This is a genomic window from Streptomyces sp. NPDC087428 (genome assembly GCF_044744085.1).
GTDB lineage: Bacteria > Actinomycetota > Actinomycetes > Streptomycetales > Streptomycetaceae > Streptomyces.
In genome coordinates this window covers 189,690-202,082 of record NZ_JBIUXR010000009.1, presented here as the reverse complement: position 1 = coordinate 202,082, position 12,393 = coordinate 189,690, and the positions used below count along the sequence as shown (strand labels likewise).

Annotated in this window: 9 protein-coding genes; 1 reads left to right on the top strand and 8 read right to left on the bottom strand. The window is 73.1% G+C overall.

Annotated features, from left to right (window positions below):
* Window positions 1-57: 57 nt before the first annotated feature.
* Window positions 58-1,602, top strand: a complete 1,545-nt coding sequence (locus ACIO3R_RS20555; RefSeq protein WP_402107458.1) for a phytoene desaturase family protein — start codon at window positions 58-60, stop codon at window positions 1,600-1,602.
* A gap of 9 nt (window positions 1,603-1,611) precedes the next feature.
* Here the strand turns inward: ACIO3R_RS20555 and ACIO3R_RS20550 are convergent, their stop codons facing one another.
* From ACIO3R_RS20550 to ACIO3R_RS20515, 8 genes are read right to left on the bottom strand one after another with little or no spacing between them, the layout of a single operon-like run.
* On the bottom strand, window positions 1,612-2,586 hold the full coding sequence (locus ACIO3R_RS20550) for an acetylxylan esterase (protein WP_385346034.1): 975 nt from the start codon (window positions 2,584-2,586) through the stop codon (window positions 1,612-1,614).
* A gap of 4 nt (window positions 2,587-2,590) precedes the next feature.
* Window positions 2,591-5,023, bottom strand: coding sequence for a polysaccharide lyase 8 family protein (locus ACIO3R_RS20545; RefSeq protein ID WP_402107455.1), 2,433 nt, complete (start codon window positions 5,021-5,023; stop codon window positions 2,591-2,593).
* Window positions 5,024-5,033: 10 nt separating this feature from the next.
* On the bottom strand, window positions 5,034-6,194 hold the full coding sequence (locus ACIO3R_RS20540) for an SGNH/GDSL hydrolase family protein (RefSeq protein WP_402107452.1): 1,161 nt from the start codon (window positions 6,192-6,194) through the stop codon (window positions 5,034-5,036).
* Complete coding sequence (locus tag ACIO3R_RS20535) at window positions 6,182-7,261, bottom strand: DUF1565 domain-containing protein (protein WP_402107449.1); 1,080 nt, start codon at window positions 7,259-7,261, stop codon at window positions 6,182-6,184. The genes ACIO3R_RS20540 and ACIO3R_RS20535 overlap by 13 nt, the downstream gene beginning before the upstream one ends.
* The gene (locus ACIO3R_RS20530; RefSeq protein ID WP_385029630.1) at window positions 7,258-7,860 is read right to left on the bottom strand and encodes a hypothetical protein; all 603 of its coding nucleotides are present in this window, start codon (window positions 7,858-7,860) and stop codon (window positions 7,258-7,260) included. The genes ACIO3R_RS20535 and ACIO3R_RS20530 overlap by 4 nt, the downstream gene beginning before the upstream one ends.
* Window positions 7,861-7,862: 2 nt before the next feature.
* Window positions 7,863-9,842: a hypothetical protein gene (locus tag ACIO3R_RS20525; RefSeq protein WP_402107447.1), complete on the bottom strand. Its 1,980-nt coding sequence runs from the start codon at window positions 9,840-9,842 to the stop codon at window positions 7,863-7,865.
* Between the two features lie 3 nt (window positions 9,843-9,845).
* Window positions 9,846-11,633 carry a heparinase II/III family protein gene (locus ACIO3R_RS20520; RefSeq protein WP_402107444.1) on the bottom strand — a complete coding sequence of 596 codons (1,788 nt, stop codon included), beginning with the start codon at window positions 11,631-11,633 and terminating at the stop codon, window positions 9,846-9,848.
* Window positions 11,621-12,385 carry an SDR family NAD(P)-dependent oxidoreductase gene (locus ACIO3R_RS20515; RefSeq protein ID WP_385029639.1) on the bottom strand — a complete coding sequence of 255 codons (765 nt, stop codon included), beginning with the start codon at window positions 12,383-12,385 and terminating at the stop codon, window positions 11,621-11,623. The genes ACIO3R_RS20520 and ACIO3R_RS20515 overlap by 13 nt, the downstream gene beginning before the upstream one ends.
* Window positions 12,386-12,393 lie beyond the last annotated feature (8 nt).

Genomic DNA, 12,393 nt, shown 5'->3' with positions numbered 1-12,393 from the left:
CCGGCGCCCCTCGGCACCGGCTCTGGCCAGACGCCGCCGTCCGTGTTACCAAGAGCCATGCCCGCACCCGACAGCTATGACGCAGTGATCGTGGGCGGCGGCCACAACGGACTCGTCGCCGCCGCCTACCTCGCCCGAGCCGGGCAGTCCGTACTGGTCCTGGAACGCCTGGGCGCCACCGGGGGAGCGGCCGTCTCGACCCGGCCCTTCGCGGGCGTCGACGCCCGGCTCTCGCGCTACTCGTACCTGGTGTCGCTGCTGCCGCAGAAAATCGTCCGGGAGCTCGGCCTGGACTTCGCCGTACGGAAGCGGACCGTCTCCTCGTACACCCCGGCGCTGCGCGACGGGCGTGCCACCGGGCTGCTCGTCGGCGGCGACGGCACCCGCGCCTCCTTCGCCGCGCTCACCGGCTCGGACCGGGAGTACGAGGCCTGGCAGCGCTTCTACCGCCGGACCGGGCAGGTCGCCGAGCGGGTCTTCCCCACCCTCACGGAGCCCCTGCCCACCCGTGAGGCGCTGCGTGAGCGGATCGGTGACGCGGACGCCTGGCGGATGCTCTTCGAGGAGCCCATCGGCGTCGCCGTCGAGGAGAACTTCGACGACGACCTCGTACGCGGCGTCGTGCTCACCGACGCGCTGATCGGCACGTTCGCCGACGCGCACGATCCCTCGCTGCTCCAGAACCGCTGTTTTCTCTACCACGTCATCGGCGGCGGCACCGGTGACTGGGACGTGCCGGTCGGCGGGATGGGCGCGCTCACCGACGCCCTCGCCGGGGCCGCGCGTGCGGCCGGTGCGCACATCCGCACCGGGCACGAGGCGATCCGTGTCGACACCGACGGGACACAGGCCGAGGTGACGGTACGGGCGGACGGCGCCGAGCGGACCGTCGGCGCGCGCCGCGTCCTGGTCAACGCCTCGCCCCAGGCACTCGCCGCGCTCCTCGGGGACGAACCGCCGGCACCCGCGGAGGGCGCCCAGCTGAAGGTGAACATGCTGCTCACCCGGCTGCCCCGGCTGCGCGACCGCTCCGTGGACCCGCGCGAGGCGTTCGCCGGTACCTTCCACATCGCCGAGGGCTACGGGCAACTGGCCGACGCCTACCGCGACGCGGCGGCGGGCCGGCTGCCCGCCGCCCCGCCGTCCGAGATCTACTGCCACTCGCTGACGGACCCCTCGATCCTCGGCGCGGATCTCGCCGCGCGCGGCTACCAGACCCTCACGCTGTTCGGCCTGCACGCCCCGGCCCGGCTCTTCGCCGCGGACAACGCGGTAACGCGCGCGGCCCTGCTCAAGGCCACGCTCGCCGAGCTCGACGCCCATCTGGAGGAGCCGATCGCGGACTGCCTGGCCCTCGACGGGAACGGCGAACCCTGCATCGAGGCGAAGACCCCGCTCGACCTGGAGCACGACCTGCGGCTGCCCGGCGGCCACATCTTCCACCGGGACCTCGCCTTCCCGTACGCCACCGCGACGACCGGCCGCTGGGGTGTGGAGACCGCGCACCCCAACATCCTGCTGTGCGGGGCCGGCGCGGTGCGCGGCGGCGGTGTCAGCGGGGTCCCCGGCCACAACGCCGCGATGGCGGCGCTGGGCCGGTGACCGGTGGCGCTACTGCCCGAACGCGCCGCGCAGGGCCCCGATCTTGCGCGGCAGGTCGTACTCCGCGCCGCCCTCGTGGCCGTTGTACGTGAACACCTCGATCCGCGCCGGACCCGCGTAGCGGTGGTAGGCGGCGAACACCGTGGACGAGGGGCAGATCTTGTCCATCAGCCCCACCGAGAACCAGGCCGGAGCGGTGGCCCGCGCCGCGAAGTTCACCCCGTCGAAGTAGGACAGGGTCTCCATCGCCTCGTCGATCCGGAACCGGTGCCCGGACAGCCAGCGGGCGATCTCCGCGTACGGCCCCGCGTCCGTGATCTGCGAGGCACGCCGGTAGTGGCAGAGGAACGGCACATCGGCGACGGTCGCCACGACGTCGTCGCGCAGCCCCGCCACGGCGAGCGCGAGGCCGCCGCCCTGGCTGCCGCCGAGCACCGCCACCCGTGAGGCGTCCACCGCGTCGTGCGCCTTCACGGCGTCGACGGCCCGCACCGCGTCCGTGATCAGCCGGCGGTAGTAGTGCCGGTACGGGTCCTCGATGCCCCGGGTCAGGAAGCCGGGGGAGGAGGAGCCGTTTCCGTCGGGGCCGATGTCCACCGTGTCGGCGGTGTTCTTGCCGCCGCCGCCCTGACCGCGGTTGTCCATGATCAGGTGCGCGTAGCCCAGGGCGCTCCAGGTGAGCCAGGAGTACGGGATGCCCCGGCCGCCGTTGTATCCGATGTACTGCACGACGGCGGGCAGCGGGCCCGAGCGGACCCGGGGCAGCATCAGCCACGCCTTCACCGGCTGTCCGCCCCAGCCGCGGAACGTCACGTCGAAGACGTCGACGGTGGCGAATCCGGCGTCGTACGGGACGAACTCGGCGTCCAGGCCGTGGCGGGACGTCTCGGTGAGGGTCTTCTCCCAGAAGGCGTCGAAGTCGGCCGGCTCCTCCGGCTCCGGCCGGTAGTCGCGCAGCCGGTCCAGTGGCATGTCGAACAGCAAGGGTCTAGCTCCTCTTCAGGGTGAGGTTGAGGGTTGCGCCGTGGCGTCCGGCGGTGTCGGCGGTGATCCGGATGCCGCTGCCGGCCGGCGCGGCGCTCACACCGGGGTCGGCGGAGACGACGGCCAGCCCCCGCAGCGCCAGGTCCAGGACGACGGAGGACCGCAGCTGGGTCGGGTCCGACAGCGACACGGTCACCGTCTTCCCCTCGGGCCTCACCAGGACCGACGCCGGACCGTCCGCGGTGAGCTCCTGCGCGGTTCCCGCGGTCCAGAAGTTCGCGGCGAGCAGTCCGTCCGCGCAGCGGCGTACCGCGTGCACGGCGGTGGAGTCCGTGACCAGTTTCACCGGGGGCGCGGACGACCACTGCCTTGTGCGCTCGGCGGATGCCGCCGGGGCCTGCAGCCAGAAGTAGCCCGCCCCGCCCGGCGCGGTCCCGTGGTCCTGCCACAGCGTCAGATAGGGGCGGGTGACGGAGGTGTCCGTGCCGTACTTGAGGTTGATCTCCCGCCAGGTCGCGGTCCGGTCCTCGCGCAGGCCGTTCAGGGTGACGGGCTCCGGGAAGACGTAGCCACCGGTTCCGGCGACATGCAGCCACCGCACCTCGTCCAGCCGCGCCGACCAGCCGGTGTCCGCCGGGGCGGCCTGGCCGTTGACGGTCAGCGCCGCCCGTGGGTCCCGCAGCTTCCGGTTCTCCACGACCGTCTCCGCCGTACCGGCGTCGGCGGTGATGCCCGAACCGACGCAGGCGATGACGTCGTCCAGGCAGAACCAGCTCTTCAGGCCGTGCAGCGAACTGCCGAACGCCCGGAGCTCCATGCCGTACGCGCCGAGCGTCGTCCCCGGCAGCGCGGCGCCGCCCGCCCAGTCGGCGGTGCTGGTGGTGCGCTGCCCCGCGGCGTCGTCGGGCCGGCCGGCGATGACCGTGGTGCCGGGCAGCCGCGCCGGGTCGACGGTCGGCCAGTAGTCCTCGCTGTAGTGGCCGAGGTCGTCGGTGTAGAGGAGCACCATGCCGTCGGAGAGGTGCCAGGCGTGCAGGTTCTCGTTCTGGATCGACTCGTAGTTGTAGATCCGGGACGAGTACGCGGAGATGCCCAGCGCGAACGAGGGGCGGTGGTGGGCCGCCTTGTCCATCCTGGGGTGCTGCTTGTGCGCGACCAGCGGACCGCGCGCCGGTACCGGCGAGGCGATGACCTGCCGGGCGGCGACGAGCGAGGCGAGGTCGGTGACGGCGAGGAAGTCCCGGTAGGTGTCCTCGGCGATCCACTGCTTGACCAGGGCGGTGAACCGGTCGGCGGTCTCGCCGGGGAAGCCCGGGATCAGCCGGACCACCGCCTCGATGACCGTCTGCGCCGAGACGTGGCCCTGCTTGCTCGGGCGGGCGATCTCGCGCCCGCACACCGACGCCATCACGTCACCGCGTGCCAGCAGCGGATCGAACCCCTCGTCGACCCAGCCCCGGACGTTGTCCAGGTCCGGATCGGTGACCGTCCACGCCGTACCGGCGAGGAGGTTCAGCAGCCGCGAGAGGTTGTTGAGCAGCTCCTTGCCGTAGCCGCCGTTGTACGGGTGCTTGTAGTGCTGGAGGAACGAGCCGTCGGAGTAGAAGCCCTCGCCGGTGCCCTCGGCCGCCGCGCTCGCGTCGTTGTAGGCGAGGACGCTGTTGGCGCCCGAACCCTCGACGTCGGAAAGAGCGTCACGGACGCGGGCCAGATCGTCCCCGTTGTCGCGGAGCACGGCGTTAACGGCGACGACGGTGGAGATCCACACCCGGTTGGCACCGGTTGCGATCTGCCGGTCGGCCCGCCACAGGTTCGGGTCGGGCGTGTAGTGCCGGACGGCCGCGGTGATCCGGGCGAGCCGCTCCGTGCCGAGCGCGTCGTGGAGCAGCACCGTCGCGTCGTTGAGTGCGAGCGCGGAGCCGATCTCCCAGTCCCAGTCGTTGTCGAACCGGGTGTGGTCGGGGCCGTAGCGGTTGGCCAGCATCCAGTCGATGCCTGCCAGCAGCAGATCGCGCAGCGCGGTCTCGCCGTACTGCGGGGTGCCGGGTACGGCCCACGCGGTGGCGACCGTGGCGAGCCGCTTGAACGACGTCGTGACGTGGTTGGAGAGCGTGGTGCTGGTCAGGTCCGGGAACAGCCCGTCGGTACGCGACGGGTCCATGCCCTTGGCGGAGGTCGTCGCCGCCTTGCCGGCCCTGGCCACGGCCGCGGCGATCTGCGGGTCCGTGAGGTCGAGACCGGGGCCCCCGGTGAGCAGGGTGTGCCACCGGGTGCGCAGGGACGCGGCGTCGTCGACGACGGTGTCCCTGGCGGCGGCCTGCGCGGTGCCGGCCGGGAGGACGAGCGGCAGGGCGGCGGCCGCGCCGAGCGCCGCCGCACCGGCGAGGACGGTGCGGCGGGTGGTGCCGTTGGTGCTCCGGGTGGTGCCTGGGTTCATGGCGCTGCCCTCACAGAAGGTGTCGGCGGTCGACGGCCGCGGCGAGCGCCGCGTGGCCGGAAGGGTTGGGGTGGAGCCCGTCGCCGCTGTCGTATGCGGGCCGCAGCCGCTCCGGGTGGTCCGGGTCGCGCAGGGCCGCGTCGAAGTCGGCCACGGCGTCGAAGACCCGGCCGGTCCGCACCGTCGCGTTGATCCGCAGCCGCACCTTCTCCAGCTCGGGCGTCCAGCGGGTCCAGCCCCCGAACGGGGCGATGGTCGCGCCGACCGCCCGCAGTCCGGCGTCACGGGCGCGCAGCACCAGCTGCCGGTAGCCGGCCAGGACGAGCGCGGGGTCGGTCTGGCTCGGCGGCTGCTGGAGGTCGTTGACGCCGAGGTGGACCAGGACGGTCCGCAGCCCGGGGAGCGACAGCACGTCGCGGTCGAAGCGGGCCTGTCCGCCGGGGCCGAACCGGGCGTCGTCCAGCAGCACCCGGTTGCCGCTGATCCCGAGATCGGCGACCGCCGACCCGGGCAGCCGCCCGGCCAGCTGGTCGGGCCAGCGCAGACCGGAGTCGTCGGGCGTGCCGACGCCCTCCGCGATGGAGTCGCCGAGCACCGCGATCACCGGCCCGTGCGCGCCCGTCACCTCGACGCCCGTCAGCAGGTACACCGAAGTGGTGCGCTCCCCGTCGACGTCGTGCGAGGCGTGGGTGTTGCGGTGGAAGGACAGCGGCCCGGTGGGGCCGGGCAGTTCGGTCCGCACCGTCAGCAGGGACGCCTCGGCGGCCCGCAGGCCGGCGACCACGTCACTGGTCAGCGAGGCGCCCGCGGCGAGCCACGCCCGCCGCTGCCCGCCGAACGTCACGGGCCTGCCGCCCGCGGTCACCGGGCCGATCAGCACGGGCGCCGTACCGAAGGCGTGCCCGTAGCGCAGCCGGAGCTGCCCGCCGGCCGACAGCCGGACGTGCGCGGTGAACGTCGCGTCGGTCAGCCCGGCGCTCGCCACCGGGTCGGTGTCGGTCGGCGCGGTCTGCGCGGTCGCCCAGGAGGTCGCCCAGCGCGAGCGGCGCGCACCGCCGGCCGGTCCGTCGGCGGCCTGGGCACCGGGCGCCGCCACCGCGACGGCGGCCAGTCCGGCCGCCGCCGTCAGTACCCCGCGTCTCGCGGGCCCCCGCCCGCTCACTGCGGGCACGCGCCGGTCGGGGCGTACTCGCTGCCGTAGGTGCCCACCGCGTCGCCGCCGGTGTTCCCGCTCATCGTGTTGGTGCAGACGGGGCCCTGCGGGGTGCGCATGAACTTGATGCCGCCGCCCGCGTTGCCCGTGATGGTGTTGCCGTAGACGCTGGTGGCGGTGCCGTCGGTGGCGGTGTCACCGCCGAGCCGGATGCCGGCGCCGACGTTGTCGTGAATGGTGTTGTAGCGGAAGATGTTGCCGCTGCCCCGGGCGTCGAGCCCGCCCGAGCTCGCGTCCTGCTGGCCGCTGCAGTCGTTGTACTCGACGTAGTTGTTGGTCGAGTTCTCCTTCACGTCGACGCACTCGTTGCCCTGGGTGGCGATCGTGTTGTGGTGGATGCGGTTGTTCCGGCTGATGTCGGGGGCCGCGTCCGGGGCGCCGTTCGCGCCCTGCTGCTCCGGGGCCGTGCCGAGGTAGATGCCCTCGCCGTTCTTGCCGCCGCCGCCGAACTTGAAGTCCGCGACGCCGCAGTTGGTGATGGTGTTGCCGGAGATGTCGGCGCCGGTCACCAGGTAGCGCACCCGCAGACACTCGTCAGCGGCGTTCTTGAGGGTCATATCGGTGAGGTGCAGATCGCCCACCCCGTTGCCGGGAGTCGTGCTCATGACATATATGAGCTTGAGGCGGTACCCGGACACCTCGGTGGACGACCCGTGCAGCCCGTCCACCGTGAAGCCGCTCAGCGTGGTCGAGTCGTGCCGCACCTGAATGATCCGGGTGTCACCGGCGCCCTTCACCACGGCGTTCGACGGGCCCGTGACGGTGACTCCGGCGCGCTTGGTCACCACATCCTGCTTGTACGTACCGGCGGCCAGGTTCACCACCGCGCCCGTCGGCGCCAGATCGACCGCCTTCTGGATGGTGGCGAACGGGGACCCCGCCGACGTACCGGAGTTGGTGTCGCTGCCGGACGGCGACACGTAGTACGCGGTGGCGGTGGCGGCGGACACCGAAGGCGGGGGGAAGACGAGCGGGGCGCCGACGGCGAGCGCGGCGACGAGGGTGGTGCGCAGTGCGTGGCTCATGGGGTGTGCCTCCTGGGATCAGCGAAGGACAGAGCGAGCAGTACGGGAATGCTCGGGCCGAGAAGCAGTGGCCCCAGCGGTACGACGAGAGAGAGCAGTACGGCGGAGACCACCGCGCCGAGCAGGGCGGTGCCCCGGGGGGCCGAGCCGAAGCCGAGCGCCAGCGCGCCGCGGGTCCAGCTCCGGACGGTGCCGCCGGGCGCCCGGCCGGCCTCGGCCGCGAGCGCCACGTGGTGGATGACCAGGGCGGCCGCGATACCCGCCTGGGCGGCGAGCAGCACGAACGCCCACGGCTCCGAGCGGCCGAGCAGATAGACGATGTTGGCGGTCAGGACGGCCGCGGCCGCCGTGGAGGCGAGCCCGTGCCGCCACAGGGAGCGCCAGTACCGGGGGAAGGACGCGAATGTGTTGGCGAAGCAACCGCTGTCGCCCTCGGCCCGCCATCGCTGGAGCCCGTGCGCCATCGCGGCGAGCGCGGGCAGCCAGGTCACCACACCCAGCGACAGCACGACGAACGCGGCCCCGGCGGCCGCCGGGTAGGCCACGAACTCCAGCCGCCGCAGCAGCGTCGGCCAGTTGGACGAGAGGGTTGCCCGCATGGTCAGCCGACCTTTCCTGTGTACGGTTCCGGCACGTCGAGGAGCACGGTGCCGTCCCGTTCGAGCCGGGTCGCCGCCACCACGTACGGGTCGCCGCCCGAGGTGAGCAGTACGGCCGCGGCGTCCGCGCTGAGGCCTTCGGTACGGATCCGGCGGGCGACGGGGGAGAGCAGCACGGTCTCCGTGCCGAAGGTCACTCCCTGTCCCCGCGCGCACGGGACCCGCACGGCGTCCGTCTCCGTGCCCGGAACGATCGCGGTGAGGAACAGCCCCTCCGTGGAGCGGGCGGTCGTCGAACGCAGCGTGTGCAGGGTGCGGGTGAGGCTCAGCTCCGGTGTGCTGGACGTCGGGTTGGCCACCACCTCGGTGACCTCGCAGACGAAACGGCCGTCGGCGGGCGCGAACTGCCGCACCCGCGCGGACGCCGCCCCGGACCGGATCAGCCGGCTGCCGTCGGGCAGGGCCTCGGTCGGCCGGTCGGTCTGGAGAAGGAACGTCCACTCACGGGCGGCTTCCGCCTCGGCGAGGTCCAGCAGCACCAGCCGCCCCGACGGGGTGAACACCAGCGTCCGGTCCAGCCGCCGCACCCCGAGCGCGGGGTCGTACATCGCGGCGATCTCCGCCGTGGCGTGCGCCCACCCGCAGTCGGGGGACACCAGCACATCGCGCTGGCGGGCCTGCCGCTCGAACGGGATGTCGCGGTACACGTGGTACCGGTCCTCGTCCGCGTACCCCTGCCCGTTCACCAGCAGCAGATTGTGATGGGCGGCGCGCTTGCGGTTGCTGTAGCCCTCGTCCACCGCGAGGAACGCCCCCTGCGAGACCAGCACGAAGGAGCCCGAATCGGGGTGGTGGTGGCCCTGGTTGAGGGTCTCCCAGCCCTGCTCGGCCCGGTGCTTCGCGGCCGTCTCCCAGGCCCGGTGGCCACCGCCGGGGCTGGCCTTGAACGAGACCAGGGTGGCGTCGTCGCCCCATCCGGTACGCGCGGCCAGCAGCCCGAGGTCCGGGAAGAACGCCCGGGTCTCGGTCGGCCGGGCCGCGGGCACCGACGGGTCGTACCAGAGATATTCGAGGTAGGCCTCCGGCAGGATTCCCGGCCGCACCCCGCTCTCGGCCGCCTCCTTCCACAGCAGCTCGCCCGATGCCAGATCACCCATCCACTGGGCCTCCGGGATGCCGTACTGCGCGCCGAGGCGGTAGTACAGACCCGCGCTGTGGCCGCTGCGCCGGTCGTGGCAGTCGCCGTGGTCGACGTTGAACGCGAAACCGGGCGCCGTCTGGTGCAGCCGGTAGCGGAACGTGTGGGACATGAATCCGCCCCGGTCCCACCAGTCGATGCCCTCCGCCTCCTTGAGGAGGTCCAGGTGGATGGCGAGGAAGGGCACGCCATAGCGCCAGTACACGACGCCCTCCGCGTGCGAGCCGTCCTCCGGCATCAGGTCGAGGACGGTTGCGAGATTGTCCTTGGCGCACTCGGTCCACTCCTCCTTGCCCAGCACGTACCCGGCCGTCGCCAGGCCCGCGTAGCAGATCCAGTTGTGGTTCTGCCAGTACGACGAGGACCACCAGCGGCCCTCGCTCGCCACCGCGAACTCATGCATCCGCCGCCCCTGGAGCAGCAGCTTGTACCGCAGCAGCGCCCGTACCCCGTCCGGCAGGTCGTCGCCGATCCACTTGTAGGCCAGGGCCAGATGGTGCAGCAGCCAGCCGGCGTCCAGGTCGTGGTCCGGCATATGGGCCTTGCCCCAGTGGGGCAGCCGCACCGCGGCCTCGATCCAGCGCCGGCTCTCCGCCAGATGGGCCGGATCGCCGCCGACCCGGTAGGCCAGCGCCGGGTTGGAGGCCGCGGGCCCCAGCCAGGTGATGCTGGCCAGGGGGTGCGTACGGGGCGGGGTCAGCCCGCGGTGACGGGTGGCCTCCTCGTACAGCCGCACCTCCTGCGCGGGGCGCGGTCCGGGCGGCGTGGTCGCCGAGAGCAACAAGGGTCAGTCCTCCGATCGGAACCGTGCGGTGCTGCCGTCGGCCAGCCGGACCGTCAGCCCGTCGTCCTCCAGCCGTACGTCCGTGACGGCGGGCCCGGCCGAGCCGGCCTGGTACACCGAGGCGAAGACGACCCGGTCGGTGACGGCGCTGAAGTCGACCCGGGTCCGCACCCGTTGGGGATCGTCGGCGGGGCCGGGGCCCGGAGTGCTCACCGGGCGCACCGGGACCCCGGCGCGGTGCGTGTGCCAGCCGTGCAGCGTCTGGTCGCCGTACCAGGTGGTGCGCACCGGACCGGTGGCCTGGACCTGGACGTCCAGCGCGGTACCCGGCCGCAGCTGCGAGGTGATGCGCCGGTCCGTGCCGGCGGTCACCGTCAGCAGGTCCACCAGGAAGCCGTCGCCCGCGACGATCCGCCGGACCGCGCGCACGCCCTCGTACGCGGTGGTCACCCCGGCGGTCACCGAGCGGTCGTCCGAGTCCAGCAGCGTTCCCGTGCACTCGGTCTGCTCGGCGCCGTCCACCCGGAACGCCGGATGCGCATCGGTCGACGCGTACAGATCACGGAACTCGGCGTGCGCGTAGGGAACCTGTCCCGGATCGGGCTGCCACGGGGTGGTGTCGCCGTAGAGATAGAGGGACAACTTGTCACGATGGCCGTGCGAGCCGCCGTGCGGACCGAAGTCCAGCACCGCGTGGATGCCCGCGACACGCAGCACCGCGTAGCCCGCGGCCCCGAACACCGTCAGGGCACCGGACACGGGGCGGGCCGGCAGTGCCGGGCCGGCGAACCAGCCGCCCAGCTCCCGGTCGAGACCGTCGTCCGCGTCACCGAGCTCCGCACGGGCCCGTCCGGCCACCGCTTCCAGTGCGGCGGACGGCACCAACTGCTCTGCCAGTGAAACCAGTTCGAGCCATTCCAGAGCCAGCGGACCGCGCAGATACGGACCGTCGTGCAGCGCGGGCAGAATGCCGCCCGGCGTCGCGATCGTCGCCAGCACATCCGTCATCCCGGCCAGCACACCCACCACATCGGCCGGAACGGCCGCCGGATCGGTGCCCCGCAGCGCCAGCAGCGCCGCCCGCAGCACGAACCCGTGGTAGTAGGTGCTGCCCTCCCACTCCCAGCCGTCCTCGGCGACCGCGACCCGCAGGTGCGCGTACAGACCGTGCTCGCCCTCCAGCCACTCCTTGCCGCCGTCCCACTCCCGGCCGCGCGCCGCGGCGGCGCCGCGGCCGGCGGCCACCCCCGCGGCGTTGAGCCACGCGGTGTAGTTCGAGGCGAGCTGCCCCTTCCCGGTCAGCACGTCCCGGGCGTCCTGAGCCGCCCGCTCCAGCGCGTCCAGGAGCGGCAGTACGCCGGCCAGGTCATCCGTGCCCTGCTCGGCGAGCGTGATCACGGCGTGGCCGATGTTCACCGCCCAGATCGCGTCGGTCAGCGCCTGGTGGAAGAGCCGGCCGCGCAGCATCCAGACCTGCGCCTCGCCGTGCTGCGCGGTGGCGAGTTCCTCGTACAGACCCGCGTACTCGACGAGCCGCGCCACGGCCTCGGCGCGTTCGCCGCGATGGGCGAGCACCCGCAGACGCCGCGCCCACGCCTGGTGCGACAGCACCAGCCAGGCGCCGCGCACCGCCTCGTTGTCCACCCGGCAGCCGTACGCACAGCGCGCTCCGCCCTCGGGGAACACCCCGCCCAGCACATCGCCGTGATCCAGCTCCACACCGTGCGCCGGGCACACGTACGCGTGCCACCAGCCGCCCCGCTCCCGGGCGATCCGCCTCAACGCGGCCACACGCCACCGTCGATGTCCACCGTGGTGGCGGTCAGGAAGCCGGACGCGGGCGACGCCAGGTGGACGACGGCGGAGGCGACGTCCCGCGGAGTGCCTGCCCGGCCCACCGGGATGCCCGCCTCCATCGCCTGCTGCGCCTCGGGCGCGGTGAACGTGCCGTGGAAGGCGGTGCCCTTGATGAAGCCGGGGGCCACGGTGTTCACCGTGATGCCGGTGCCGCCCAGCTCCTTGGCGAGGCCCTTGGTGAATCCCCGGATGCCCGCCTTGGCGGCCGCGTAGGCGACCGAGCCGGGGCCGCCGCCGTTGTGCGCGGCCAGCGAGGACATGGTGATGATGCGCCCGGCCGACGACTTGACCAGGTGCGGCAGGGCGGCCCGCACGGTGCGGAACGTCGAGGTCAGATTGGTCGAGATGACCCGGTCGAAGTGGTCGTCCGACATCTCGGCGATCTTCTCCCGGCCGATCAGATGGCCCGCGTTGCAGACCAGGACGTCCAGGCCGCCGAGGAATCCGGTCGCCTCCTCGACAAAGCGGTCCACCTCGGCCGTCACCGTCACATCGGCCTGGAACGCCTTGGCCCGCCGGCCCAGCGCCTCGATCTCGGAGACCGTCTTCGCGGCCTCTTCGGCGGAGGAGTGGTAGTGGACGGCGACATCGGCGCCGGCCTCGGCGAGGGCGACGGCGATGGCGCGGCCGATGCCGTGGCCCGCTCCGGTCACCAGCGCGCGGGAACCTTGGAGATCAGCAGACATGGGGGGTA

What these genes read in the sequence shown, in the direction of transcription:
- ACIO3R_RS20555 (WP_402107458.1), top strand. Translation starts at nt 58, where the DNA reads ATGCCCGCACCCGACAGCTATGACGCAGTGATCGTGGGCGGCGGCCAC.
- ACIO3R_RS20545 (WP_402107455.1), bottom strand. Translation starts at nt 5,023, where the DNA reads ATGAACCCAGGCACCACCCGGAGCACCAACGGCACCACCCGCCGCACC.
- ACIO3R_RS20535 (WP_402107449.1), bottom strand. Translation starts at nt 7,261, where the DNA reads ATGAGCCACGCACTGCGCACCACCCTCGTCGCCGCGCTCGCCGTCGGC.
- ACIO3R_RS20530 (WP_385029630.1), bottom strand. Translation starts at nt 7,860, where the DNA reads ATGCGGGCAACCCTCTCGTCCAACTGGCCGACGCTGCTGCGGCGGCTG.
- ACIO3R_RS20515 (WP_385029639.1), bottom strand. Translation starts at nt 12,385, where the DNA reads ATGTCTGCTGATCTCCAAGGTTCCCGCGCGCTGGTGACCGGAGCGGGC.